The following is a 26,210-nucleotide window of genomic DNA, read 5'->3' as shown; positions in this document are numbered from 1 at the left end:
CCTTTAGCGCTGGAACGGGTAAACCGAGCCCAGCTGCAGGATTGACGATAATGCGTCCAGCGCCTCGCGCCCTTCGCGCAGCAGCTGCGGGTCAACCAGATCGGCCTGCGTCAACCGGTCGCGATAGTAGCGGTCCACCCAGTTATTCAGGGTGTTAAAGAGCGTCTCATTCATCATGACTGCCGGGTTAACGGCCTGTATTTCATTTGGCGTTAACACGACCCGCAGGCGCAGACAGGCGGGGCCACCGCCGTTAGCCATGCTTTCGCGCAGGTCAAATACGCGCAGCTCGTCAATCGGGTTATCGGCCTTCACCAGTTCGGTGAGGTAGCGCCACACGCCCCGATGATCCCGGGACTCCTGCGGCAGCACCAGCATCATGCTGCCGTCATCGCGGCTCAGCAGCTGGCTGTTGAACAGATAGGTTTCGACCGCGTCCTGCACGCTGACCGCCTGCGTTGGCACCTGGATCGGCATAAAGCCCGGCACGCGTTCGCGCAGCGTGGCGAGCAGCTTATCCTGATGGGCAAAGGCCTGCTCATGGCAGAACAGCACCTGGCGGTTGGACACGGCAATCACGTCGTTATGGAACACGCCCTGGTCGATCACGTGCGGGTTCTGCTGGGCAAAAATCACCTGGGAAGGATTGACCTGGTTCAGGCGCGCAACCGCCTGGCTGGCCGCGAGCGTCTGACGCGCTGGATAACGGGTTGGCGCGGCGTGGCCGCCCTCTTCCCGCCCGTAGATAAACAGCTGCACGGCGGGATCGCCGTAATCGCCACCCAGCCGGTTATGGTTGGCCGCGCCTTCGTCGCCAAACATTGCCACCTGCGGCAGGGCCTGATGGATCTCAAAATGGGCGTCATGCTTGAAAATAGCGCGCAGCACGCGCTCGGTGGTGTCCGCTTCGGTGGCGCGATGAAACTTATTATTCAGGTTCGCCACCGTCAGATGGACTTTACCATCCAGCGTATCGGCTGACGGCGCGACAGTGGCCGCGTTGGCCACCCACATTGAAGAGGCAGAGCTTGCCGCAGAGAGCAAATGCGGCGTCTGCGTACCTGCTTTTTCGACGACCTGCTCATCCGTACCGCTAAATCCTAGCTGGCGCAGCACCGCCACGTTAGGGCGTTCCTGCGGCGGGATCACCGCCTGCGGGAAGCCGGCATCCGCCAGCGCCTTCATTTTTAGCAGCCCCTGCTTCGCCGCCAGCTTCGGGTTGGAGACCTGAAAGCGGTGCTTCGTCGAGGCTTCATTACCAAAGGAGAGACCGGCATAGTGGTGCGTCAGCCCCACCAGCCCGTCAAAGTTGACTTCACGCGCTTTCATGGCCTTCTCCCTTCGTAAAATCGAGCCCCGGATTAAGCGTCTCCGGCAGCGTCAGCGCCGGGGTTTCCAGACTCGCCATCGGCCACGCGCAGTAATCGGCGGCATACCAGGCGCTGGCGCGATGGTTGCCCGAGGCGCCCACGCCGCCGAACGGCGCGGTGCTCGCCGCCCCGGTCAGCGGTTTATTCCAGTTCACGATCCCGGCACGCGCTTCCAGCAGCAGTTGTTCAAACTTCTCGCGATGCGGCGATATCAGCCCGCTCGACAGGCCGTAGCGGGTGTTATTCGCCATCGCAATGGCCGCATCAAAATCGTCGTAACGCCAGACGCACAGCAGCGGGCCAAACACCTCTTCATCCGGCACGCTGCTCGCACCGCTCATCTCTACGATGCCCGGCGTCAGCAGCGAGGTACCCGGCTGAACCTGCTTCGGCTCCAGCAGGGTTTTCGCCCCGCGCGCTACGTGGTCCTGCCAGGCGTTGAGCACATTTATCGCGGCCTGTTCGGAGATCAGCCCGCCGATAAACGGCTGCGGATCGGCATCCCACGCGGCAGGCACCAGCCGCGCGCTCACCTCTACCAGACGCTTCAGGAAGGTATCCCCCTGCGCGCCGCGCTTGACCAGCAGGCGGCGGGCGCAGGTGCAGCGCTGTCCGGCGGTAATAAAGGCGGACTGGATCGTCAGGTGCACCGCGGCATCGATATCGTCAGGATCTTCGACAATCAGCGGGTTGTTGCCGCCCATCTCCAGCGCCAGAATTTTCTCCGGCTGCCCCGCCAGCTGGCGGTGCAGCTGATAGCCCGTTCCGGCGCTGCCGGTAAACAGCAGGCCGTCGATATCGCTCAGCGCGCTCAGCGCCTGGCCGGTTTCCCTCCCGCCCTGCACGAGGTTCAGCACGCCCGGCGGCAGACCGGCCTGCTCCCACAGCTTCACCACCGCCTCGCCGGTTAACGGCGTGAGCTCGCTCGGTTTAAAGATGACGGTATTGCCCGCCAGCAGCGCGGGCACAATGTGACCATTCGGCAGATGCCCCGGGAAGTTATACGGGCCAAACACCGCCAGCACGCCGTGCGGACGGTGGCGCAGCGTGGCCGCGCCGTCCGGCATCTCAGTATGCTGCTCGCCGGTGCGGGTGTGGTACGCCTTAACCGAAATAGCGATTTTATTGATCATCGCCGTCACTTCGGTCGCCGCTTCCCAGCGCGGTTTGCTGGTTTCGGACGCGATGATGCGCGTCAGCTCGGCCTTGTTGGCCTCCAGCAGTCCGGCAAATTTTTCAATAAGCGCCTGGCGCTCGGCGAATGGCCGTTTTGCCCACGCAGGAAACGCGTGTCGTGCGGAACGGCAGGCCTGCTCGACCTGCGCGACGCTGGCGTCATTTCCCTTCCACAGCACCTCTTTTCCAACTGGATTGGTTTTTACGCGCTGTTCGCCTTCGCCCGTTACCCAGTCACCGTTAATCCATAATGTCATGCTGTTTTCTCCTCAGGGCAGAGACGCACCAGGCGAACCGTATCGCCGGCGTTACATTTCAGGGCATCCAGCTCTGCAGCTGTCAGCACCAGACGTTCACATTTCGGGTTGGTCCGCACCAGCATGGCGCGGAAGTTGGCGTAATTTTCGTTCGCCACCAGGCATGCCGGCCAGTCACCCGGCGCGGGCTGGCCTTCGGATACCTCAACCAGTCGGCTTTTGCGGATGGCGCGCACGCGGTCGATATCGCACTCAAGCGTTGGCCCGCCGTCAAAGATGTCGACATAGTTACGGTAGCGGAAGCCCTCTTTCTCCAGCACCGCGCGGGCAGGCGCGGTTTGCGGATGCACTTCGCCAATTACCGCCTGCGCTTCAGGCGTTAAGAAATGGGTATAGATAGGATGTTTAGGCATCAGCTCCGCGATAAACGCCTTCTGGCCGGTGCCGCAGAGATAGTCCGCCCGGCTGAACTCCATCGAGAAGAAGCGCTCGCCCAGGCTCTCCCAGAAGGGCGAGTAGCCTTTGTCGTCGATCACGCCGCGCATCTCTGCCACCACTTTTTCGTTAAAGCGATCGCGGAAAGCGGCCATAAACATAAAGCGCGATTTGGAGAGCAGATAGCCGTTGCCCTCTTTGCGCCACGCCGGGTCGAGGAACAGCGTACAGAGCTCGCTGGCGCCCGTGTGGTCATTGCAGAGAAACAGCGTGGGCAGCGCGTTATAGACGTTCAGCTCTTTCGAGGCGTGAACCATCGTGCCGACGCGGTAGTTATACCACGGGTCGTTAAGCCCGACGGCCACTTCAATGGCGCAGATCCCGGCCACGCTCCCCGTTTCGGTGTCTTCCAGCACGAACACGTAACCCTGTTCGCTTTTTGGCAACGTCCCCTGCCAGGTTTGCAGGGCGCGCTCAATGCGCGCCGACAGCGTTTTTTCATCGGCAGGAAGCGAGGTCAGCCCACCTCCCGTCTTACCGGCAAGCTGCATGAGCCCGGCAATATCGCCGCGCTCAACGGGACGGATGACCATCATGATGACACCCCGGATTTCACCTTCTCACACGCCAGCGCAAAACGATCCAGACCGGTTTGCACCTCTTCCTCGCTGACAATCAGCGCAGGGGCAAAACGCACCACGTTGGCACCGGCAATCAGCACCATCACGCCCGCTTTTGCCGCTTCCTGTGAAATAAGCTTCGCTTTTCCGGCAAACTCAGCCGTGAGCTCGCAGCCGATCAACAGCCCCAGGCCGCGAATTTCTTTAAACAGGCCAAGCTTGCCGTTGATGGCGTTCAGGCGCTCAACGAACCACTCGTGACGCTGCTTAACGCCCTTCAGCACCTCAGGGGTGTTAATGATGTCGAGAACCTGTCCGGCGACGGCGGTCGCCAGCGGGTTACCGCCGTAGGTGGTGCCGTGGGTGCCCACGGTCATTACGCTGGCGAATTTATCGGTGGTCAGCGTCGCGCCAATCGGGAAGCCGCCGCCCAGCGCTTTGGCGGTAGAGAGAACGTCCGGCGTCACGCCGTAGTGCATATAGGCATACAGCTCGCCGGTGCGGCCCACGCCGGTCTGCACTTCGTCGAAAATCAGGACCGCGTCATGACGATCGCACAGCTCGCGCAGCCCCTGCAGGAATGCCTTTTGCGCCGGAAGCACGCCGCCCTCCCCCTGCATCGGTTCGACAATCACCGCGCAGGTGGTGTCGTTAATCAGCTCGCTGGCGGACTGAAGATCGTTATAAATGCCGTGGCGGATATCCGGCGGCAGCGGAGCGAAATCCTGCGAATAAGAAGGCTGGCCACCCGCGCTCACGGTAAAGAGCGTGCGCCCGTGGAACGCATTTTTAAACGCCACAATCCCGCTCTTGTGCGTCCCAAATTTGTCGTGGGCATATTTGCGCGCCAGCTTCAGCGCCGCTTCGTTGGCTTCCGCGCCGGAGTTACAGAAAAAGACTTTTTCAGCGAAGGTCGCGTCAATCAGCTTTTTCGCCAGGCGCAGTGCGGGCTCGTTGGTAAAGCCGTTGCCGGTATGCCAGAACTTCGCCGCCTGGTCATTCAGCGCCTGACGCAGCGCCGGATGGGCATGACCCAACGCATTCACCGCAATCCCCCCGGCAAAGTCGATATACTCTTTACCCTGCTGATCCCACAGGCGTGAGCCTTCCCCGCGAACCGGAATAAAAGCCGCCGGAGTGTAAACCGGCATCATCCATTCATCGAAATTTTCACGCGTAATTGACAGAGACATAGCGACCTCATCCGGTAAATAAAAAGTTATTTGAATGTTAAATAATTGAGTGTTTGCACTGTGAATGTAGATTGCAGCCTTCGTGCCAGCCAGCGATAAAAATGCATAAACGGGGTGAGGTAACAGAATATCAATAGGTTACAATATGGAGTTATTCACTGTTAGTGCATAAAAAGTGAATATTTTTACGACAAGCGGCGCTTTGCCGCATGAAAATCAGAAAGAGTATGCACAGGCCAAATATAATTCTGGAATTGTGATCGCTCGCGAAATTTATCGGCCCTTTACGCCCTGTTTGAGGGCGAAGCGCGTCAGAATGGTGCAAATATTGCACCACCGGCATTATCTGTCGCAGTTATTGGTCGAACCCGGTAACAGTTGACGCAAATTCTGCTACCATCCATGCACTATTCACCTTGCACTGGCAGCGACTATGAAATTTGTCTCTTTTAATATCAACGGCCTGCGCGCCCGCCCTCATCAGCTAGAAGCCATTGTTGAGCAACATCAGCCAGATGTGATCGGCCTGCAGGAGACCAAGGTACACGACGACATGTTCCCCCTCGAAGAGGTGGCGAAACTCGGCTACAACGTCTTTTACCACGGTCAGAAAGGTCACTATGGCGTCGCGCTGCTCACTAAAGACACGCCGGTTTCCGTGCGCCGCGGCTTCCCCGGCGACGGTGAAGAAGCCCAGCGCCGCATCATCATGGCGGAAGTGCCTTCCGCGCTCGGGAATATTACGGTCATTAACGGCTATTTCCCGCAGGGTGAGAGCCGCGATCACGAGACAAAATTCCCGGCCAAAGCGAAGTTTTATCAGGATCTGCAGAACTATCTGACGACCGAACTGAAAAAAGAGAATCCGGTGCTGATCATGGGCGACATGAACATCAGCCCAACGGATCTGGATATCGGCATCGGCGAAGAGAACCGCAAGCGCTGGCTGCGCACCGGCAAATGCTCCTTCCTGCCGGAAGAGCGTGAGTGGATGGAGCGCCTGCTGGGCTGGGGCCTGGTGGATACCTTCCGCAATGCCAACCCGGAAACGCAGGATCGCTTCTCGTGGTTTGACTACCGCTCGAAGGGCTTTGACGACAACCGCGGCCTGCGTATCGATCTGCTGCTGGCGAGTACGCCGCTGGCGGAGCGCTGCATTGAAACCGGGATCGACTACGACATCCGCAGCATGGAAAAACCGTCGGACCACGCGCCGGTATGGGCTAAATTCAAGCTGTAATCGCGCGTGAACATACGAAAAACACTCTTCCTGTGCGCCCTTATGGGCGCATTTCTTATGACACTTGTCATTCTGCCGCCTGACACGCTCTCTCTGGCAGGAATTAAAACCCACCAGCAGACGCTACTCTCCCATGTCGACCACGCGCCGCTGCGTAGCGCGCTGATCTTCTTTGCGCTTTACGTGGCGGTTTCCGCTCTCTCGATACCCGGCGCGGCGGTTCTGACCCTGCTGGGCGGGGCGTTATTTACGCTGTGGGAAGGCACCGTGCTGGTTTCGTTTGCCTCCACGCTCGGGGCCACGCTGGCGATGCTCGCCAGCCGTTACCTGCTGCGCGACTGGGTGCAGCGGCGGTTTGCCCGACAGATGGCAACGGTAAATGCGGGCATGGCGCGCGACGGCGCGGGCTATCTTTTTGCCCTGCGCCTGATGCCGCTGTTCCCGTTTTTCCTGGTGAATTTACTGATGGGGCTGACCCGCATCACGGTCCGGCGCTACTGGTGGGTCAGCCAGCTCGCCATGCTGCCCGCGACGGTTATCTTTCTGAACGCCGGGCGGGAACTGGGAAAAGTGGCATCGCTGCGCGATATTTTGTCGCCGGGCGTGGTATTCGCCTTTACACTACTGGGGTTATTACCGCTGGTTACGCGCCGGCTGTTTTCCCGCTATCTCCCTGCTGATAAAAAGTGAGGCATTATGCGCCGTGTGCGTTTTTGCACGTTTCTGACCGGTCTGCTGCTGGCAGCCCCCCTCTATGCCGCCGACGGCTGGCAAGCTATTCAACAGCAGGCCAAAGGACAGACCGTCTGGTTTAACGCCTGGGGCGGCGATCCGGCGGTTAACCGCTACCTTGAGTGGGTCAGCGGTGAGATGCAAACGCACTATGCCATCACCCTAAAAATCGTCCCGCTGGCGGATGCCGCCGATGCGGTCAAACGTATTCAGACGGAAGCCGCCGCAGGGCGTAAGACCAACGGCTCGGTCGACCTCCTGTGGGTGAACGGCGAGAACTTCCGCACGCTAAAAGAGGCGAACCTGCTACAAACCGGGTGGGCGCAGAGTCTGCCCAACTGGCGCTATGTCGATACCCGTAAACCCGTTACGGAAGATTTTGCGATTCCCACCGACGGGGCGGAATCGCCGTGGGGCGGCGCGCAGCTGACTTTTATTGCCCGCAAAGCCAGCATGCCAATGCCGCCGGAGGATCCGCAGGCGTTGCTGGCGTACGCGCAGCAGCACCCGGGCAAGGTGAGCTATCCTCGCCCACCCGATTTTACCGGCACGGCCTTTCTTGAGCAGTTGCTGCTGACGCTTACGGCGCATCCCGAGGCGTTACAAAAAGCGCCTGATGATACGTTTGCCCAGGTTACGGCGCCGCTCTGGGCCTACCTCGATAAACTGCACCCGCTACTGTGGCGTGAAGGAAAAGACTTCCCTCCCTCACCCGCCCGGATGGATGCCCTGCTCGCCAGCGGAAGTCTGAACCTGTCGCTGACCTTTAACCCGGCGCATGCGCAGCAAAAAGTGGCGAGCGGCGAACTGCCTGCCGACAGCTACAGCTTTGGTTTTCGCGACGGGATGCTCGGCAACGTGCATTTTGTGGCTATTCCGGCTAATGCCAGCGCGAGCGCGGGGGCGAAAATGGTCGCCAATTTCCTGCTGTCGCCGCAGGCGCAGATCCGCAAGGCCGACCCGGCCATTTGCGGGGATCCGAGCGTGCTGGATGCGAAAACGCTGCCCGAAGGTGAAGCGAAACAGCTGCAGGCCCACACGCCTCAGGGGCTACCGAAGGTGATCCCGGAGCCGCAGTCCGCGTGGGTGAACGCGCTGGAGCAGGAATGGCTGCGTCGTTACGGCACCCGTTAGGCTGGCTTGTCTGGCTGGCGATGGCGGTGATTTATCTGCCGATCCTGCCCGCTGGCACCGTGCTGTTCGCACCGGCCTTTTCCGTGACGAACTGGCAGCGGCTGCTAAACGATCCTCAACTGCCGCAGGCAGCCGTTGCCACGCTGGTCTCAACGCTTATCGCTACGCTGGGGGCCTTGTTTATCGCCCTTTCCCTCGTGGCTCTTTTCTGGCCCGGCACCCGCTGGCGGCGCCTCAGCACGCGCCTGCCTTGGCTGCTGGCGATCCCCCACGAGGCCTTCGCCACCAGCGCGCTACTGCTGTTTGCCGAGGGCGGACTGTTTTATCAGGTTTGTACCGTCTGTTCGCCGCCGTTTGACCGCTACGGCGTAGGGCTGGGCCTGACGCTCGCGGTCAAAGAGAGCGCATTCGTGCTGTGGGCCATTTACGCCGTGCTGCCGGAAAAAGGGCTCGCGCAGCAGAAGATCGTCCTGCAAACCTTTGGCTACGGGCGTTTTCAGACGCTCAGCTGGCTGATCCTTCCGGCGATCGCGCCCGTCCTCGGGGCGGTGATGCTGGCGGTGCTGGCGTGGTCGCTGTCGGTTGTGGACGTAGCGATCGTTCTCGGGCCCGGCAACCCGCCCACGCTGGCCGTGCTGGCCTGGCAGTGGCTGAGCCAGGGCGACGCGCAGCAGCAGGTGAAAGGGACACTGCTGTGCCTGGTGCTCCTTCTTTTGCTGGCCGCGCTTGCCGCGCTGGGGTACGGCCTGTGGAAAGTCTGGCGTCGCGCGATTCCGGACCTGAGCGGAACGCGCCGCAGGTTGCATCTCGTCCTGCCTGAACGCGCATTCAGCGGCTTTTTGCCCGCATGCGGCCTCCTTTGCGCCGCCGTGCTGTTGATGCTGGCGCAGCGGGACGACGTAGGTCCCGTGGGAACCAGCCTCTCCTTCGGACTGCTTTCGAGCCTTATCGCCCTGATCGTCATTTTTCTCTGGCTGGAATGGGGGCCGCAGCGCGGCGCGGCGTGGGTGTGGCTACCGCTCGCCCTTCCGGCACTGCCGCTCGTCACCGGGCAATACGCGATTGCTTTGCATCTGGGTCTCGACGGAGACTTTATCGCCGTCCTCTGGAGCCATCTGCTGTGGGTGCTACCGTGGATGCTGCTGGTGCTGCAGCCCGCCTGGCGGCGGATCGATCCCCGGCTTATCCTTACCGCCAGAACGCTCGGCTGGCGGCGGGCAAAAATTTTCTGCCTGCTGAAATGTCCCCTGCTGGTGCGTCCTGCGCTGCTGGCCTTTGCCACCGGCTTTTCCGTCAGCATGGCCCAATATATGCCGACCCTGTGGCTGGGCGCGGGACGTTTCGCCACGCTGACCACCGAGACCGTCGCGCTCAGCAGCGGAGGCAGCATCCCGCTTCTCGCTAACCGTGCCCTGGGATTACTGCTGGTCACGGGCGTCGTATTCGGTCTTGCTGCGCTGTTATCCCGGCTCGCGGGCCGCTACCGTCAAGGATTACGCTAATGCTCAAGGTCAACGATCTCACCATCGAACCGCTTTTCCGCGAGGTCAATTTTTGCGTACCCCGCGGGAAGATTGTCACCCTGATGGGGCCATCCGGCAGCGGCAAATCGACCCTCTTTGCCTGGATGGTCGGCGCGCTGTCAGAGGATTTTCAGGCGCAGGGCGAACTGTGGATCGGCGAACGCCGCTGCGACGGTTTGCCCGTCAAATCCCGCGGTCTGGGGATTCTTTTTCAGGACGCGCTGCTGTTTGACCCTTTCAGCGTTGGGCAAAATTTGCTGCTGGCCTTGCCTGAGCGGATCGCGGGACGCGCACGGCGAGAAGCGGTCGAGCAGGCGCTGGATTCCGCCGGGCTTGGCGGTCATTACGACAGCGATCCGGCCACCCTTTCCGGCGGAGAGCGCGCCCGGGTGAGCCTGCTGCGCGCCCTGCTCGCAGAGCCGCAGGCGCTGCTGCTGGACGAACCGTTCAGCCGCCTTGATAAAGCGTTACGCACGACGTTCCGGACATGGGTATTTGACGCCGTCCGCGCGCGCAATATTCCGGTGGTGCTGGTCACCCATGACGAGGACGATATTCCGCCCGGCGGCGAGGTGATGGAGATTTCTCGCTGGCAATAATGTGCTAACGCAATGTTTTCCGTTTCGGGAGAGACGACAATGCCCCCCTCTTTTACTGACGTCAGGTTATTCGATGAAACGTGTTTCTCAACTGACCGCGCTGGCCCTGATCTGCGGCCTCGCCTCTTTTTCCTCTCAGGCTGCTGATATGGCCAACGCGATGACGCTGTCTCAGCTTCAGGCGCAGCACGGCGCGGCAATCGACACCCGCCCCAGCGCCTTCTATAACGGCTGGCCGCAGACCCTCAGCGGTCCTTCCGGGCACGAACCCGCTGCGCTCAACCTGGCAGCCGCCTGGCTTAGCGCCATGAGCGACGAGCAGATTGCACTTTGGGCAAAACAGCATCAGCTTACCCCTGCGACGTCCATCGCGCTGTATGGCGAGGAGAACGATAACCAGGCGGTGAAAGCCCGTCTGGAGAAAGCTGGTTACCGCCACGTTTCGCTGCTCAGCGATGCTCTGCAGACGCCCGACCGCCTGCAGCGCCTGCCCCACTTTGAACAGCTGGTCTACCCGCAGTGGATCCACCGGCTTCAGCAGAGCAAACCGGTGACCGCCGCGCCGGCGGGCGAATGGAAAGTCATAGAAGCGGCCTGGGGCGCGCCGAAGTTTTACCTGCTCAACCACATTCCCGGCGCGGGCTACATTGACACCAACGAGGTGGAAAGCGAGCCGCTGTGGAACAAAGTCTCCGACGACAGGCTGAAAGCAATGCTGGCAAAGCACGGGATCCGTCACGATACCACCGTCATTTTGTACGGGCGCGACGTGTATGCCGCCGCGCGCGTGGCGCAGATCATGCTCTACGCGGGCGTGAAGGATGTGCGCCTTCTCGATGGCGGCTGGAAGGCGTGGTCAGATGCCGGTCTGCCGGTTGAGCGCGGTACGCCCGGCAAAGTGGCTCCTGCCCCTGATTTTGGCGCGCCGATCCCCGGCCAGCCTCAGCTGATGGTGGATATGGAACAGGCGCGCGGCATGCTGCACCGTCAGGATGCCTCCCTGGTCAGCATTCGTTCGTGGCCGGAGTTTATCGGCGAAACCAGCGGCTACAGCTACATCAAGCCAAAAGGTGAAATTGCCGGTGCCCGCTGGGGTCACGCGGGCAGCGATGCCACTCACATGGAGGATTTCCATAACCCGGATGGCACCATGCGCAGCGCTGACGACATCGCCGCCCAGTGGAAGCGCTGGAATATTCTGCCGGAACAGCAGGTCGCGTTTTACTGCGGCACTGGCTGGCGGGCGTCCGAAACCTTTATGTACGCCCGGGCGATGGGCTGGAAAAATATCGCCGTCTATGACGGCGGCTGGTACGAATGGAGCAGCCACCCGCAGAACCCGGTCACCGCCGGAGAGCGCGGACCAGAGAGTGCTCTCTAACGGGTGAGTGACTTCAGCGTCACGTAGCCGCTCCAGATGCGCGTTGTGGTGGTCAACCAGCACAGCGCGCCGAATATCCACGCGAACAGCGTAAACTGTGCCGGAAACAGGCAGCACAGCACGAACAGCGCGATGGTCTCCGTCCCTTCCGTTAACCCGCCGATATAGTAAAACGACTTATGCGCATAGCCGGGGTTGTCGATATCGTGCTTTGCCGCCAGCGCGGCAAAGGCGAGAAAACTGCTGCCGGTGCCGATAAACGCAAACAACAGCCAGGCCGCCGCCAGCGCATTCTCTGCGGGTGCAGCCAGCGCAAAGCCAAACGGCACCAGCGCATAGAACAGAAAATCGAGGGCGATATCGAGAAACCCTCCCGCATCCGTCAGCCCTCTCCGACGCGCCAGCGCGCCGTCCAGACCATCCAGCAGGCGGTTCAGGACGATGGCGGCCAGCGCCGCCGGATACCAGCCGAGGGCCAGAAACGGCAACGCCAGCAGGCCGATGGCAAACCCGGCAAGCGTTAATCCGTCGGGCGTAACGCCCGGCTTATCCAGCACGGATACCAGACGGTCCAGAGCGGGCTTTACCCGTGGGTGCAGGTGACGGTCAAGCATCAGGCTTCCCTTTAAACGTGGCGCACAGCCCCTGTGCCGGTATATCCAGTGCGGCATTAAACCGGGCCGAGAGATTCTGAAAGGCAATGAGCGCCGTTATTTCAGTGATGGCATCATCCGTAAAGTGGCGTTTCATCGCCGTTTTGACTGCCTCATCCACCCTGGGCGGCGTGGCGGTCACCGCCTCCGCATAGGCCAGCGCCGCGCGTTCCTGTTCACTGAACACGTCAGAATCAGCCCAGCCGCTTACGGCCTGGACTTTATCCAGCGCGCCGCAGCGCTCGGCCAGACGCAGGCTGTTGGCGTCAATGCAGAACGCACAGTGGCACAGCTGCGATACGCGCGTCATAAGCAGCGAGCGCAGCACTGGCGTCAGGCGCGCTTTTCTGCGCTCCAGAAACCCCACAAACAAAGCGACCAGCCAGAACAGACGCGGCATGCGTCCCCACCAGCGCGTGGGGTTCAGCACGGCGCCGAAGTGTTTTTGCTGCATGGCGGCAATAGGTTTTACGCTCGCCGGAAGGGTTGGGATGGGCTCTACCCAGGTGGACGTCTCTTTCACCTGATTCTCCTGATGGCTGGACTCTTTGTAAGGGCACGATAATATGGCGTTTTTCGCTATCAAGTATTGACGACCATGCTAAAAACAGTCGATGTCGTTGCGGCCATCATCGAAAAAGACGACAAAATTTTACTGGCACAGCGCCCTGCTCACGCCGACCAGCCGGGAATGTGGGAGTTCGCTGGCGGCAAAGTGGAGGCCGGAGAAACCCAGCCTGAGGCGCTTATCCGCGAGCTGCGTGAAGAGCTGGGTATCGAGGCACAGCCTGAGCAGTACGTGGCGAGCCATCAGCGCGAGGTATCACAGCGGTTAATCAACCTGCACGCCTGGCACGTACCCCGCTTCAGCGGAGAGTTAACGGCGCACTACCACAGCGCGCTGGCGTGGTGTACGCCGGAAGAGGCTTTCAGTTATGAGTTAGCTCCGGCGGATATTCCGCTGCTGGAGGCGTTTATTCTTTTACGCGACGCCAGACCAGCGGATTCGTGCTGATGGTACGTTCATCGCGCTGGCACTGCAGCAGCACGCCATCCGCCTTCACGACGGCCCCTTCAGAATAGTTTTGATCCTGGTAGATGCAGCACTGGTTACACGGCTGCGCGCGCTGGCCGCTGGAGCTAAACACCTCCGGCGGCACGTTCACTTCTACATCCGGGCGAATGCGGTCAGCCTGCGCGCCTGCGGTCAACATCAATGATAACGCGGCCATCACGTAACGGTTCATAGACTTCTCTTCCTGTTGTGTCCTGATAATGACTATAACGGTAAATCGGACAGAATCTTTAATTTAGCGCGCCATCGCTTTTTGTTATGACGCGGCCCGGGTCATTAATTTCCCTTTCGGTCCACATTTCTGCTTGCTTCACAAAGCGGTACGGGTGGTATAGTCAAAAAAACAACACAAATCGCATAAGCAACATACATTAATGACTATAAGAGGTTCTTATATCTATGGATCAGACACGCTCTCTGGAAAGTTTCCTTGCCTATGTTCAGCAGCGCGACCCGCATCAAAGCGAATTTGCTCAGGCCGTTCGTGAAGTAATGACTACCCTCTGGCCGTTCCTTGAAGAAAACCCGCGCTATCGTCAACTGTCGCTGCTGGAACGTCTGGTTGAACCAGAGCGTGTGATCCAGTTCCGCGTGACCTGGGTGGATGACCGCAACCAGGTACAGGTCAACCGCGCCTGGCGCGTGCAGTTTAACTCCGCCATCGGTCCGTTTAAGGGCGGCATGCGCTTCCACCCTTCCGTGAACCTGTCGATTCTGAAATTCCTTGGCTTTGAACAGACGTTTAAAAACGCGCTCACCACCCTGCCAATGGGCGGCGGTAAAGGCGGGAGCGATTTCGACCCGAAAGGCAAAAGCGAAGGCGAAGTGATGCGTTTCTGTCAGGCGCTAATGACCGAGCTCTACCGCCACCTCGGCCCGGACACCGACGTACCGGCAGGGGATATCGGCGTGGGGGCCCGCGAAGTGGGCTTTATGGCCGGGATGATGAAAAAACTCTCCAACAACAGCGCCTGCGTCTTTACCGGCAAAGGATTATCGTTTGGCGGCAGCCTGATCCGCCCGGAGGCGACCGGCTACGGCCTGGTTTACTTCACCGAGGCAATGCTCAAGCGTCACGGTTTAGGTTTCGAGGGGATGCGCGTGGCGGTCTCCGGCTCCGGTAACGTGGCGCAGTACGCTATCGAAAAAGCGATGCAGTTTGGTGCCCGCGTGGTGACGGCCTCCGACTCTAAAGGCACGGTAGTGGACGAAGCGGGCTTTACGGCGGAGAAACTGGCGCGCCTGTGCGAAATCAAAGCCAGCCGCGATGGCCGACTTGCCGATTATGCCGCGGAGCTTGGCCTGACGTATCTGGAAGGCAAACAGCCGTGGGGCGTGCCGGTGGATATCGCCCTGCCGTGCGCCACGCAAAACGAACTGGACGCGGACGCTGCGCGCACGCTGATTAGCAACGGCGTGAAGGCGGTAGCGGAAGGGGCGAATATGCCGACCACTATCGAGGCGACGGATCTGTTCCTGGAGGCGGGCGTGCTGTTTGCGCCAGGCAAGGCGGCGAACGCTGGGGGCGTGGCGACCTCCGGCCTGGAGATGGCGCAAAATGCGGCGCGGCTCGGCTGGAAGGCGGAGAAAGTGGATGCCCGTCTGCACCACATCATGCTGGATATTCACCATGCCTGCGTCGAGTACGGCGGCGAGGCATCGCAAACCAACTACGTGCGCGGGGCGAATATCGCCGGGTTCGTGAAGGTGGCGGATGCGATGATTGGGCAGGGTGTGATTTAAGGTTTATATCGTGCGGCCGGGTGCCCTCTCCCACAGGGAGAGGGAGAAAACCGGGCGTATCAGGCCGCGCTCTTTTTCTTTTTGAACGGTTTCTTCGCGCCACCACCGGGTGCAACCATCCCTCTGAACCGCTTCACCGGCGTGCTGCGCGCCTGATCGATCAGCTGGTAAAGCGTCCCCACCAGCGGCTGCATAAAGTCCTGATAGCGGCACTGCTTTTCGCTGATTTGCGTCAGCACGGATTCCCAGTGCGCGGTCATGTCCGGCCTTGCGGCCAGCTCCGGCAGGGAGTGTATGAGCGCCCGGCCCGGTTCCGTTGAGTGGATATAGCGCCCCTTTTTCTCAAGAAAACCTCGCTTAAAGAGCAGCTCGATGATCCCCGCGCGGGTTGCTTCCGTACCCAGTCCATCGGTGGCGCGCAGGATCTTCTTAAGATCTTTATCCTGCACAAAGCGGGCGATCCCGGTCATGGCTGACAGCAGCGTCGCATCGGTGAAGTGGCGCGGCGGCTGGGTCTGACGTTCAACCACTTCGCCCTTCTCGCACAGCAGTTCGTCGTCTTTAGCGACCACCGGCAGCGGCGTGCCATCGTTCTCCTCATCGCGCTCTTTGTTACCGAGGAGCGTGCGCCAGCCCGCTTCCGCGAGGAAACGCGCTTTAGCGATAAACTTGCCTTTGGCAATTTCCAGCTCGATGACGCACTTGCGGAACACCGCGTCCGGGCAGAACTGCATCAGGTACTGACGGGCGATCAGGTTATAGACCTTCGCTTCGTTGTCGGTAAGATTGACCTTGCTGGCGCGCGCCGTCGGGATAATCGCGTGGTGGGCATCGACCTTTTTGTCGTCCCAGCAGCGGTTATGGGTGTCCGGGTTCACCACCGGCTGCGGCAGCAGATCCGGCGCGTGCACGCTAATGGCGTTCATCACCGCATGGCGGCCGGCAAAATGCTCTTCCGGCAGATAGCGGCTGTCCGAACGCGGATAGGTGATGAGCTTATGGGTTTCGTAGAGCTTCTGACAGATATCCAGCACGTTCTGCGCGCTGAGGCCGAAGCGTTTTGCGGCCTCGATCTGCAGGGCCGACAGCGAGAACGGCAGCGGCGCGGGTTCTGATTCCCGTTTATCGTTATAGCTGGTAACGATAGCGGGCTGGCCGGTAATACGGTTAACCACATGCTCCGCCAGCGGACGGTGCAGCAAACGCCCCTCTTCATCCTGGTACGACTCGCAAGCGTCGCTCGGCTGCCAGACGGCGGTAAAGCGCTCGTCTTTCGGGGTGACGATATGCGCTTTCACTTCAAAGAAATCTTTGGCGACGAAGTTCTCGATCTCTTCGTCGCGACGCACCACCAGCCCCAGCACCGGCGTCTGCACGCGGCCCACGGAGAGTACGCCCTGATAGCCCGCGTTGCGCCCGAGGATGGTGTAGGCGCGGGTCATGTTGATGCCGTACAGCCAGTCGGCGCGGGCGCGCGCTAAAGCAGAGACGCACAGCGGAATAAACTCGCTGTTGGAACGCAGGCGCGAGATCGCCCGCTCAACGGCCTGCGGGTTGAGGTCGTTGATCAGGCAGCGCTGCACCTGCTGGCGCTTTTCCGGCGCCAGCTCAAGATAGTCCAGCACTTCGTCCACCAGCAGCTGCCCTTCTCTGTCCGGGTCACCTGCGTGGACCACTTCCGTCGCCTCATGCAGGAAGCGCTTAATGACGTTGAGCTGTTTGGTGACGGACGGACGAGGCTGAAGACGCCACTTTTCCGGCACGATGGGCAGATCGTTGAGGTTCCAGCGGGCGTAGCGGCTGTCGTAGACGTCCGGCTGCGCCTGTTCAAGCAGGTGGCCGATACACCAGGTGACCACCTGCCCGTTACCGCATTCGATAAAGCCGTCGCCTTTGCGATGCGGTTTAGGCAGCACGTCGGCGATGGCACGGGCCAGGCTCGGCTTTTCGGCAATAAACAACCGCATCGAATTAACGGATCTCAATCATCGGTCGGCCGCCGCGGGCGGTCACCAGTTCGCCGATCGCCGTCAGGGTGATGCCAAACTCGGCGGCGGTTGCCTGAACCTCGGCTTCGGATTCCGGCGTGACGGCCAGCAGCAGGCCGCCGGAGGTTTGTGGATCGCACAGCAGGTTACGCCACGCCTCAGGCATTTCGCCCATCAGGTGACCGTAGCTGGCGAAGTTGCGCTGGGTACCGCCCGGAACCGCGCCCTGGGCAATGTACTCTTCCACGCCAGGCAGCTTCGGCACATCCTGATACCAGACCTGCGCCTGCACGCCCGCCCCCTGACACACTTCAGAGAGGTGCCCCAGCAGGCCAAAACCGGTGACGTCGGTCATCGCCTTTACGCCGTCGATATTGGCGAACGCCGCGCCGGCGAGGTTCATCTGGCACATGACTTCCGTCGCCAGACCTTTGTGCTCCGGTTTGAGCAGGGATTTTTTCTCAGCGGTGGTGAGCACGCCAATGCCCAGCGGCTTGGTGAGGAACAGCTTGCAGCCCGCCTGCGCGGTGCTGTTGCGCTTCACGCGCTCGGTCGGCACCACGCCGGTAACGGCCAGGCCGAAGATCGGCTCCGGCGCATCAATCGAGTGGCCGCCGGCCAGCGCAATCCCCGCCTGCTGGCAGGCGAAACGCCCGCCATCAATCACCTCGCGGGCGATTTCCGGTGGAATGGTGTTGATCGGCCAGCCCAGAATGGCGATGGCCATGATCGGCTTACCGCCCATGGCGAAGATATCGCTGATGGCGTTGGTGGCCGCGATGCGCCCGAAGTCGAACGGGTTATCAACAATCGGCATGAAGAAGTCAGTGGTGCTGATAATGCTGGTGCCGTTACCTAAGTCATAAACCGCCGCATCGTCACGCGTTTCGTTGCCGACAAGCAGGTTCGGGTCGACAAACTTCGCCTGTTCACTGTGCAGAATGGTCTCCAGCACTTTCGGGGAAATTTTACAACCGCAACCGGCTCCGTGGCTGTACTGCGTTAAACGAATGGTTTGCTCGCTCATGGACGTCTCCTGTCATCTCAATCGCGCTATGGTAGCGCTCATTCCATAAAGAGGTAAGTATGACTGTCTGAATTCTGCGGCGGATGCTCAGAATCCAGACAGTTTAGCGCGTGTAATTAAAAACGGCTGACGAAAGGCGTGGTGTCCGGCACGCTAATGGTGCTGGAGGCTTTAAGCTGCGGGGTGCCGAGGTAAAGGAAACCGACAATTTTGTCGTGCTCACCGCAGGAGAATCCTGCCCGCACTGCGGCGCTCTCGGTCAGCGGCCCGGTGCGCCAGATACCGTTAAAACCCTGCGCAACGGCGGCCATCTGCATCGCCATCACCGCACAGCCGGCAGACATTTCCTGCTCCCAGACCGGCACCTTATGGTCGGCCTGGCATTTCGCCACGACAGCGATAATCATCGGGGCGCGGAACGGCGCGTTACGCGCCTTGTCGATACCTTTCTCATCCTGCCCGGCGGCAACTGCCCCCTGCTCCAGCAGCTGACTGAAGCGATCGCGGCCTTCGCCTTCAATCACAAAGAAGTGCCACGGCTGCAGCGTGCCATGATCCGGCGCACGCATACCGGCACGCAGAATGTTTTCCAGCTGCTCGCCCGCAGGGGCGGGTTCGGCCAGACGTGACGCGCTACGACGGTTAACAAGCAGTTCGAGTGCATCCATTGGTTAACTCCTTTCTTGAAATTTACTCACAAAATTAACACGACGGCAGATTTTGTTACAGCCTGGCAGGCGATTCCTGCTGACAAGTGGCGGTTGGGTCATTACGATAACCCAACATTACCGTCCAGTGGCGACGGAAACAGTCATTTTCTGGTTAGGGAGAATACATGCGAACCCTTTGGCGAATCTTTGCCGGTTTCTTTAAATGGACGTGGCGACTGCTCAACTTCGTCCGCAACCTGGTGATGAACATCTTCTTCATCCTTCTGGTTCTGGTTTGCGCGGGCATCTGGATGCATATCAGCAACGCGAATCAGGCGCAGCATTCGACTCGTGGGGCCCTGTTACTCGATATCACCGGCGTGATCGTTGATAAACCGTCCACCAGCAATCGTCTGGGGGTGATCGGCCGCCAGCTGTTTGGCGCGACGTCAGACCGCCTGCAGGAGAACTCCCTGTTCGATATCGTCGATACTATCCGTCAGGCCAAAGACGACCGAAACATCACCGGGATCGTGCTGGATCTGAAAGATTTTGCCGGCGGCGACCAGCCTTCTATGCAGTACATCGGTAAAGCGCTGCGCGAGTTCCGCGACAGCGGCAAGCCGGTGATTGCCGTGGGCGACAGCTACAGCCAGGGGCAATATTATCTGGCAAGCTTCGCCAATAAGATCTGGCTTTCGCCACAGGGAACGGTCGATCTGCACGGTTTTGCCACCAACGGCCTGTACTACAAATCGCTGCTCGACAAGCTGAAGGTCACCACCCACGTCTTCCGCGTCGGCACCTATAAATCTGCCGTGGAGCCGTTTATCCGCGACGATATGTCCCCTGCCGCCCGTGAAGCGGACAGCCGCTGGATTGGCGAGCTGTGGCAGAACTATCTGGGTACCGTTGCCGCTAACCGTCAAATTACCGCTGAGCAGGTGTTCCCTGGCGCTCGCGGCGTGCTGGATGGACTGCGCAAGGTCGACGGTGATAGCGCGAAATATGCGCTCGACAACAAGCTGGTTGACGCGCTGGGCACCAGTGCAGATATCGAAAAAGCCCTGACCAAACAGTTTGGCTGGAGCAAAGAGGACAAAAACTACAGCGCCATCAGCATGTATGACTATGCTGCGAAAAAGCCGGACGACAGCGGCGACAGCGTAGCCGTGGTGTTTGCTAACGGCGCTATCATGGACGGTCAGGAAACCCCGGGGAACGTCGGCGGTGATACTACCGCGTCGCAAATCCGCGATGCACGCCTTGATCCGAAAGTGAAAGCGATTGTCCTGCGGGTGAACAGCCCTGGCGGCAGCGTTAGCGCTTCCGAAGTGATCCGCGCCGAGCTGGCCGCAGCGCGTGCCGCTGGCAAGCCGATCGTCGTATCCATGGGCGGCATGGCCGCGTCTGGTGGGTACTGGATCTCCACGCCTGCCAACTATATTGTGGCGAACCCAAGCACGCTGACCGGCTCGATTGGCATCTTCGGGGTGATTAACACCGTGGAAAACAGCCTGGATTATCTGGGTGTGCATACCGATGGTGTTTCCACGTCGCCGCTGGCGGATGTGTCGATGACCAAATCTCTGCCGCCGGAAGTTTCAGAGATGATGCAGCTGAGCATTGAGAACGGCTATAAACGCTTTATCACGCTGGTTGCCGACTCGCGTAAGAAGACGCCGGAACAGATCGACCAGATTGCACAGGGCCACGTCTGGACCGGACAGGATGCGAAGAGTAACGGTCTGGTCGACAGCCTGGGCGACTTCGACGACGCGGTGAAGAAAGCCGCCGAACTGGCGAAGCTCAAGCAGTGGCACGTTGAGTATTATCAGGACGAACCGTCGTTCTTCGATATGGTGATGGACAGCATGTCCGTCTCCGTACGCGCCATGCTGCCGGAGGCGCTGCAGGCGTACCTGCCGGCCCCGGTGACCACGGCTGCGAAAGCGATGAAGGCGGAAAGCGATAAGCTCGCGGCCTTTAACGATCCACAAAGTCGTTACGCGTTTTGCCTGACCTGCGCGAACGTCCGTTAAAAACCGTCCCCTCTTCCCGTGAAGAGGGGATTTTTTTCTTTTGAAGAACAAGAACTCACTACCATGCAGAAGAAATCGATTTATGTAGCCTACACTGGCGGTACCATCGGTATGCAGCGCTCTGAAAATGGCTATATCCCCGTCTCCGGCCATCTGCAGCGTCAGCTTGCGCTGATGCCTGAATTCCACCGTCCGGAAATGCCTGACTTCACCATCCACGAATACGAGCCGCTGATGGACTCCTCCGACATGACGCCGGAAGACTGGCAGCACATCGCGGATGACATTAAAGCCCATTACGACCAGTACGACGGCTTCGTGATCCTGCACGGCACCGACACCATGGCGTTCACCGCTTCGGCGCTCTCCTTCATGCTGGAGAACCTGAGCAAGCCGGTGATCGTCACCGGGTCGCAAATACCGCTGGCGGAGCTGCGCTCGGACGGGCAGATCAACCTGCTGAATTCCCTGTACGTGGCGGCGAATTACCCGATCAACGAAGTGTCGCTGTTCTTTAACAATCGCCTGTATCGCGGCAACCGCACCACCAAAGCCCATGCCGACGGTTTTGATGCCTTTGCCTCCCCTAACCTGCAGCCGCTGCTGGAAGCGGGTATTCATATCCGTCGTCTGGGAACGCCTCCGGCACCGAACACCGCCGGCGAGCTGATTGTGCATCCGATTACCCCGCAGCCGATTGGCGTGGTCACCATTTATCCGGGCATCTCCGCGGACGTGGTGCGCAACTTCCTGCGCCAGCCGGTGAAAGCGCTGATCCTCCGTTCCTATGGCGTCGGCAACGCTCCGCAGAACGGCGAATTTCTGAAGGAGCTTCAGGAAGCCAGCGAGCGCGGAATTGTGGTGGTAAACCTGACCCAGTGCATGTCTGGCAAGGTCAATATGGGCGGTTATGCCACTGGCAACGCGCTGGCGCACGCGGGGGTGATCAGCGGCTTCGATATGACCGTTGAGGCGACGCTGACTAAACTTCATTATTTACTGAGTCAGGATCTGGACATTCAGTCCATTCGCCGCGCAATGATGCAAAACCTGCGTGGCGAGCTGACCCCGGACGAATAAGGAGCTCTCATGAAGCAACGCGCCCTGCTACTGGTCGATTTGCAAAATGATTTCTGCGCGGGCGGCGCGCTGGCCGTCGCCGAAGGTGACAGCACCGTTGACGTGGCAAATACCCTGATTGACTGGTGCAAAGCCCGCGGTGAAGCGGTTGTCGCCAGCCAGGACTGGCACCCGGCGAACCACGGCAGCTTTGCCAGCCAGCACAACGTTGAGCCTTTCACCCAGGGTGAACTCGACGGTCTGGCGCAAACCTTCTGGCCGGATCACTGCGTGCAGCAGACCGAAGGAGCGGAGCTGCACCCGCTTCTGAATCAGAAGGCCATCGACGCGGTGTTCCATAAAGGTGAAAACCCGGTTATCGACAGCTACAGCGCGTTTTTCGATAACGGGCATCGCCAGAAGACGGCGCTGGACGCGTGGTTACGTCACCATGAAATCACGGAGCTGATCGTGCTGGGTCTGGCGACGGATTACTGCGTGAAGTTCACCGTGCTGGACGCGCTCCAGCTGGGTTATACCGTTAGCGTCATCACCGACGGCTGTCGCGGGGTGAACATTCAACCACAGGACAGCGCTCAGGCATTTATGGATATGGCCGCCGAAGGTGCCACGCTGTATACGCTGGCAGACTGGCAGGAAACGCAGGCGTAGCCTTTTAAGCCGGGTGGCGCTGATGCTTACCCGGCCTACCTTTCCCCGTAGGCCGGGTAAGGCGCAGCCGCCACCCGGCAAAACACCCCCTCCGATCCCCATAAAGTGAACTCCCTCGCATCCTCAGCGAAGCGGCAATGCTATTCTCTTCAGGCTGTTTTTTCGCCACGCCTTTTCTGTGGCGTGGTTATTTTTATTAAGTCAAAGAGGAACTTGTATGAAACGTTTGCCCCTGCTGGCAGCATTACCCTTGCTTTGCGCGTCGCTTGCTTCCGCCGCGCCTCTGATGTCCGTGGGCTACTTTAACGGGGGTGGCGATGTCACCGCCGGACCGGGTGGCGATATCAATAAACTGGACGTTCGCCAGATCACCCACCTGAACTACTCGTTTGGGCTTGTTTATAACAACGAGAAAGACGAGACCAACCCCGCGCTGAAAGATCCGGCGAAGCTGCATCAAATCTGGCTTTCGCCAAAAGTGGCGTCCGATCTGGCCCTTATCCCGACCCTGCGTAAACAAAACCCGAACCTGAAAGTCCTGCTCTCCGTTGGCGGCTGGGGGGCACGCGGTTTCTCTGGCGCAGCGGCAACCCAGGAGAGTCGCGCGGTGTTTATCCGCTCCGCGAAGGAAATTGTTGAGAAATACGGTCTGGACGGGATCGATCTCGACTGGGAATATCCGGTCAACGGCGCGTGGGGGCTGGTTGCAAGCCAGCCCGCCGACAGGGATAACTTCACCGCCCTGCTGAAAGAGATGCGCGACGCGTTCGGGCAGAAAAAGCTGGTGACCATTGCGGTGGGCGCGAATGCGGAAAGTCCGAAAAGCTGGGTGGATGTCAAAGCCATCGCCCCGCTCCTCGACTACATCAACCTGATGACCTACGACATGGCGTACGGGACACAGTACTTCAACGCGAACCTGTATGACTCCAGCGCCTGGCCAACGGTGGCTGCCGCCGACAAATACAGCGTCGATTTTGTGGTGAACAACTATCTGGCCGCCGGACTTAAGCCGAAGCAGATGAACCTCGGGATCGGTTTTTACGGCCGCGTACCGAAACGTGCGGTTGAACCGGGCATTGACTGGAGCAAGCCGGACGCGCAAAAAAATCCGGTCACCCAGCCCTACTTTGGACCGCAGGAGATCGCCCTGTTTAAGTCGCTCGGCTATGACCTGACTAAAGATACCTACGTGAAGTACAACGATATCGTGAAGAAGCTGCTGAACGATCCGCAGAAGCGTTTTACCGAGCACTGGGACGACCAGGCGAAGGTACCGTGGCTCTCGGTAAAGGGTGCCGATGGCAACGCGCTGTTTGCGATTTCGTATGAGAATCCGCGTTCTGTCGCGATCAAGGCGGACTACATCAAAGAGAAAGGCCTCGCCGGGGCGATGTTCTGGGAGTACGGAGCGGACGACAATAATCAGTTAGCGAAACAGCTGGCGGAGTCGCTCGGGATCCCGCACTAAGGTGTATTGTGCCGGGTGGCGCTAACGCTTACCCGGCCTGCATGTAGAGCATTATTTGAAAGTCGCAATCGGCTTCGGCGTGATGCCAAAATCTTCTTTCAGCTCGCGCTTGCTCTTCATCACCATCTGACCGTTAGTGTCGATAGTCATGTGTTGCGCATCGGTGTTATTGCGCGCCTGCCACAGCATCACCAGCTGCAAACTGTTCTCTTTTTGCTCAGGCGTGAGCGCCACACCGTCCGGCCATTTTCCCAGCTCAACGGCGGTCACCAGACGCTGATAAACTTCCGGGGTCATCCCGTTAATCATGTCCTCAATATTCACGATCTCTCCCTTTCAAAGGAATAATTTGCTGAATCGTTTTTTCAACCCTTAATCTGGTCGCCGTTTTCATCATCGGTGAAGCTCATTGAGGCTGAATTCACGCAGAAACGCTCACCCGTTGGCTGAGGACCATCCGGGAAGACGTGCCCCAGGTGCGCGTCGCAGTTACCGCAGCGAATTTCCGTGCGCACCATACCGTGCGACGAGTCGGTCAGATAGCGGATTGCGTCATCGCTCACCGGCTCGTAAAAGCTCGGCCAGCCGCAGCCGGAGTCGTATTTCGTTTGTGAATTGAACAGCGGGGCATCGCAGACCAGACAGTGATAGACACCGTCTCGCTTGTTGTGCAGTAATCGCCCGGTAAATGGCGGCTCCGTGCCGTGATTCTGGGTCACGTAAAACTGCATTTCGGTGAGGTTTTTTTTCAGATCGTCAGGGTTATGTTGGTTCGACATATGCTTACATCTCGCTGTAGAAACAGACATCTTTTAACCCGGATTCTAACAAAACATTAACACCCTTGCGTGCACTTTTGTTCTAAACTTATGTGTCGCGAAAAGGCGGTCAGGCAATTGTGATCACGTTCACATTTTTATCCTGCGAGGACTTTAAAATTCCGGGCGCAGCCCCCATGTGGTTGCAAGCTCAAAGGGAAAGTGAGGCGAGTCAGTCGCACAAACGTTAGTCACAGGATTGATTTGTCGCAATGATTGACACGATTCCGCTTGACGCTGCGTAAGGTTTTTGTAATTTTACAGGCAACCTTTTATTCACTAACAAATAGCTGGTGGAATATATGACTATCAAAGTAGGTATCAACGGTTTTGGCCGTATCGGCCGTATTGTTTTCCGTGCTGCTCAGAAACGTTCTGACATCGAAATCGTTGGTATCAACGATCTCCTGGACGCTGAATACATGGCGTACATGCTGAAGTACGACTCAACTCACGGTCGTTTCGACGGCACCGTTGAAGTGAAAGACGGCCACCTGGTTGTTAACGGCAAAACCATCCGCGTTACTGCTGAGAAAGACCCAGCTAACCTGAAATGGAACGAAATCGGTGTTGACGTTGTTGCTGAAGCAACCGGTATCTTCCTGACCGACGAAACTGCACGTAAACACATCACTGCGGGTGCGAAGAAAGTTGTTCTGACTGGTCCTTCCAAAGACAACACCCCAATGTTCGTTCGCGGTGCAAACTTCGAAACTTACGCTGGCCAGGACATCGTTTCTAACGCATCCTGCACCACCAACTGCCTGGCACCGCTGGCTAAAGTGATCAACGACAACTTCGGCATCATCGAAGGTCTGATGACTACCGTTCACGCGACCACCGCTACTCAGAAAACCGTTGACGGCCCGTCTCACAAAGACTGGCGCGGCGGCCGTGGCGCGGCTCAGAACATCATCCCATCCTCTACCGGTGCTGCTAAAGCTGTAGGTAAAGTACTGCCAGAACTGAATGGCAAACTGACTGGTATGGCGTTCCGCGTTCCAACTCCTAACGTATCCGTTGTTGACCTGACCGTTCGTCTGGAAAAAGCTGCTTCTTATGAAGAAATTAAGAAAGCAATCAAAGCTGCTTCCGAAGGCCCAATGAAAGGCGTTCTGGGTTACACCGAAGACGACGTTGTATCTACCGATTTCAACGGCGAAGTGTGCACTTCCGTGTTCGATGCTAAAGCAGGTATCGCACTGAACGACAACTTCGTGAAACTGGTTTCCTGGTACGACAACGAAACCGGCTACTCTAACAAAGTACTGGACCTGATCGCTCACATCTCCAAATAAGTTGAGATGAGTGATTGATCCAAAAAGGCGACTTCGGTCGCCTTTTTTATTGTT

The 26,210-nt window shown here is 59.1% G+C and carries 25 protein-coding genes; 13 read left to right on the top strand and 12 right to left on the bottom strand.

Features of this window, described 5'->3' with window-relative positions:
• Window positions 1–3 precede the first annotated feature (3 nt).
• From astB to astC, 4 genes are read right to left on the bottom strand one after another with little or no spacing between them, the layout of a single operon-like run.
• Window positions 4–1,329 (bottom strand): N-succinylarginine dihydrolase, encoded by a 1,326-nt coding sequence (astB, locus tag AC2FAJ_RS01025; RefSeq protein WP_060572862.1) that lies wholly within the window; start codon window positions 1,327–1,329, stop codon window positions 4–6.
• A complete protein-coding gene (gene astD / locus AC2FAJ_RS01020; protein ID WP_193358724.1) occupies window positions 1,316–2,803 on the bottom strand; it encodes a succinylglutamate-semialdehyde dehydrogenase in 1,488 nt (495 codons plus the stop codon). The genes astB and astD overlap by 14 nt, the downstream gene beginning before the upstream one ends.
• Window positions 2,800–3,834 (bottom strand): arginine N-succinyltransferase, encoded by a 1,035-nt coding sequence (astA, locus tag AC2FAJ_RS01015; protein WP_041910463.1) that lies wholly within the window; start codon window positions 3,832–3,834, stop codon window positions 2,800–2,802. Before astA ends, astD begins: the two co-directional genes overlap by 4 nt.
• On the bottom strand, window positions 3,831–5,051 hold the full coding sequence (gene astC, locus AC2FAJ_RS01010; protein ID WP_485453708.1) for a succinylornithine/acetylornithine transaminase: 1,221 nt from the start codon (window positions 5,049–5,051) through the stop codon (window positions 3,831–3,833). The genes astA and astC overlap by 4 nt, the downstream gene beginning before the upstream one ends.
• A gap of 433 nt (window positions 5,052–5,484) precedes the next feature.
• Here astC and xthA point away from each other — a divergent pair, with 433 nt between their 5' ends.
• From xthA to AC2FAJ_RS00980, 6 genes are all read left to right on the top strand, one after another.
• Entirely contained in the window at window positions 5,485–6,291 is an 807-nt protein-coding gene (xthA, locus tag AC2FAJ_RS01005; RefSeq protein ID WP_032644863.1) for an exodeoxyribonuclease III, read from the top strand.
• Between the two features lie 6 nt (window positions 6,292–6,297).
• Window positions 6,298–6,981 (top strand): TVP38/TMEM64 family protein, encoded by a 684-nt coding sequence (locus AC2FAJ_RS01000; protein ID WP_193358723.1) that lies wholly within the window; start codon window positions 6,298–6,300, stop codon window positions 6,979–6,981.
• Window positions 6,982–6,996: 15 nt separating this feature from the next.
• Window positions 6,997–8,157: an ABC transporter substrate-binding protein gene (locus AC2FAJ_RS00995; RefSeq protein ID WP_370529579.1), complete on the top strand. Its 1,161-nt coding sequence runs from the start codon at window positions 6,997–6,999 to the stop codon at window positions 8,155–8,157.
• Window positions 8,130–9,659, top strand: coding sequence for an ABC transporter permease family protein (locus tag AC2FAJ_RS00990; RefSeq protein WP_193358722.1), 1,530 nt, complete (start codon window positions 8,130–8,132; stop codon window positions 9,657–9,659). Before AC2FAJ_RS00995 ends, AC2FAJ_RS00990 begins: the two co-directional genes overlap by 28 nt.
• On the top strand, window positions 9,659–10,279 hold the full coding sequence (locus AC2FAJ_RS00985) for an ATP-binding cassette domain-containing protein (protein ID WP_041910467.1): 621 nt from the start codon (window positions 9,659–9,661) through the stop codon (window positions 10,277–10,279). Before AC2FAJ_RS00990 ends, AC2FAJ_RS00985 begins: the two co-directional genes overlap by 1 nt.
• Window positions 10,280–10,352: 73 nt before the next feature.
• Window positions 10,353–11,660 carry a sulfurtransferase gene (locus AC2FAJ_RS00980; RefSeq protein ID WP_309258223.1) on the top strand — a complete coding sequence of 436 codons (1,308 nt, stop codon included), beginning with the start codon at window positions 10,353–10,355 and terminating at the stop codon, window positions 11,658–11,660.
• Here AC2FAJ_RS00980 and AC2FAJ_RS00975 read toward each other — a convergent pair.
• Window positions 11,657–12,274 (bottom strand): CDP-alcohol phosphatidyltransferase family protein, encoded by a 618-nt coding sequence (locus AC2FAJ_RS00975; RefSeq protein WP_045261600.1) that lies wholly within the window; start codon window positions 12,272–12,274, stop codon window positions 11,657–11,659. The genes AC2FAJ_RS00980 and AC2FAJ_RS00975 overlap by 4 nt on opposite strands.
• Window positions 12,267–12,836, bottom strand: coding sequence for a carboxymuconolactone decarboxylase family protein (locus AC2FAJ_RS00970; protein WP_222566805.1), 570 nt, complete (start codon window positions 12,834–12,836; stop codon window positions 12,267–12,269). The genes AC2FAJ_RS00975 and AC2FAJ_RS00970 overlap by 8 nt, the downstream gene beginning before the upstream one ends.
• 75 nt (window positions 12,837–12,911) lie before the next feature.
• Between AC2FAJ_RS00970 and AC2FAJ_RS00965 the strand changes: the two genes are divergently transcribed.
• Window positions 12,912–13,328: a pyrimidine (deoxy)nucleoside triphosphate diphosphatase gene (locus AC2FAJ_RS00965; RefSeq protein ID WP_045261602.1), complete on the top strand. Its 417-nt coding sequence runs from the start codon at window positions 12,912–12,914 to the stop codon at window positions 13,326–13,328.
• On the opposite strand, the gene AC2FAJ_RS00960 is transcribed toward AC2FAJ_RS00965, so the two are convergent.
• Window positions 13,288–13,560: a YnjH family protein gene (locus tag AC2FAJ_RS00960; RefSeq protein ID WP_028012780.1), complete on the bottom strand. Its 273-nt coding sequence runs from the start codon at window positions 13,558–13,560 to the stop codon at window positions 13,288–13,290. The two genes, AC2FAJ_RS00965 and AC2FAJ_RS00960, sit on opposite strands and share 41 nt — an antisense overlap.
• A gap of 227 nt (window positions 13,561–13,787) precedes the next feature.
• Between AC2FAJ_RS00960 and gdhA the strand changes: the two genes are divergently transcribed.
• Window positions 13,788–15,131 carry an NADP-specific glutamate dehydrogenase gene (gene gdhA, locus AC2FAJ_RS00955; protein WP_045630123.1) on the top strand — a complete coding sequence of 448 codons (1,344 nt, stop codon included), beginning with the start codon at window positions 13,788–13,790 and terminating at the stop codon, window positions 15,129–15,131.
• A gap of 59 nt (window positions 15,132–15,190) precedes the next feature.
• On the opposite strand, the gene AC2FAJ_RS00950 is transcribed toward gdhA, so the two are convergent.
• From AC2FAJ_RS00950 to AC2FAJ_RS00940, 3 genes are all read right to left on the bottom strand, one after another.
• The gene (locus AC2FAJ_RS00950) at window positions 15,191–17,098 is read right to left on the bottom strand and encodes a DNA topoisomerase III (RefSeq protein WP_485453707.1); all 1,908 of its coding nucleotides are present in this window, start codon (window positions 17,096–17,098) and stop codon (window positions 15,191–15,193) included.
• 4 nt (window positions 17,099–17,102) lie between these two features.
• The gene (selD, locus tag AC2FAJ_RS00945; RefSeq protein WP_028012777.1) at window positions 17,103–18,146 is read right to left on the bottom strand and encodes a selenide, water dikinase SelD; all 1,044 of its coding nucleotides are present in this window, start codon (window positions 18,144–18,146) and stop codon (window positions 17,103–17,105) included.
• Between the two features lie 116 nt (window positions 18,147–18,262).
• Window positions 18,263–18,814 (bottom strand): NAD(P)H nitroreductase, encoded by a 552-nt coding sequence (locus AC2FAJ_RS00940; RefSeq protein ID WP_045261605.1) that lies wholly within the window; start codon window positions 18,812–18,814, stop codon window positions 18,263–18,265.
• Window positions 18,815–18,981: 167 nt separating this feature from the next.
• Between AC2FAJ_RS00940 and sppA the strand changes: the two genes are divergently transcribed.
• The 4 genes from sppA to chiD all read left to right on the top strand — a co-directional run bounded on the left by sppA (window position 18,982) and on the right by chiD (window position 24,040).
• Window positions 18,982–20,838: a signal peptide peptidase SppA gene (sppA, locus tag AC2FAJ_RS00935; RefSeq protein ID WP_485453706.1), complete on the top strand. Its 1,857-nt coding sequence runs from the start codon at window positions 18,982–18,984 to the stop codon at window positions 20,836–20,838.
• 63 nt (window positions 20,839–20,901) lie between these two features.
• Window positions 20,902–21,918, top strand: coding sequence for an asparaginase (gene ansA, locus AC2FAJ_RS00930; RefSeq protein WP_028012774.1), 1,017 nt, complete (start codon window positions 20,902–20,904; stop codon window positions 21,916–21,918).
• A 9-nt stretch (window positions 21,919–21,927) separates the two neighbouring features.
• Window positions 21,928–22,569: a bifunctional nicotinamidase/pyrazinamidase gene (gene pncA, locus AC2FAJ_RS00925; RefSeq protein WP_045630119.1), complete on the top strand. Its 642-nt coding sequence runs from the start codon at window positions 21,928–21,930 to the stop codon at window positions 22,567–22,569.
• A 217-nt stretch (window positions 22,570–22,786) separates the two neighbouring features.
• Window positions 22,787–24,040 carry a chitinase ChiD gene (gene chiD, locus AC2FAJ_RS00920; protein ID WP_479418265.1) on the top strand — a complete coding sequence of 418 codons (1,254 nt, stop codon included), beginning with the start codon at window positions 22,787–22,789 and terminating at the stop codon, window positions 24,038–24,040.
• Window positions 24,041–24,091: 51 nt separating this feature from the next.
• Here the strand turns inward: chiD and AC2FAJ_RS00915 are convergent, their stop codons facing one another.
• Window positions 24,092–24,364 (bottom strand): YeaC family protein, encoded by a 273-nt coding sequence (locus AC2FAJ_RS00915; protein ID WP_045261608.1) that lies wholly within the window; start codon window positions 24,362–24,364, stop codon window positions 24,092–24,094.
• A gap of 41 nt (window positions 24,365–24,405) precedes the next feature.
• On the bottom strand, window positions 24,406–24,819 hold the full coding sequence (gene msrB, locus AC2FAJ_RS00910; protein WP_028012770.1) for a peptide-methionine (R)-S-oxide reductase MsrB: 414 nt from the start codon (window positions 24,817–24,819) through the stop codon (window positions 24,406–24,408).
• 341 nt (window positions 24,820–25,160) lie between these two features.
• Between msrB and gapA the strand changes: the two genes are divergently transcribed.
• Window positions 25,161–26,156: a glyceraldehyde-3-phosphate dehydrogenase gene (gapA, locus tag AC2FAJ_RS00905; RefSeq protein ID WP_006809136.1), complete on the top strand. Its 996-nt coding sequence runs from the start codon at window positions 25,161–25,163 to the stop codon at window positions 26,154–26,156.
• Window positions 26,157–26,210 lie beyond the last annotated feature (54 nt).

Source organism: Enterobacter cloacae complex sp. 385G4, assembly GCF_057320665.1.
This window is presented reverse-complemented; position numbering and strand designations above follow the sequence as displayed.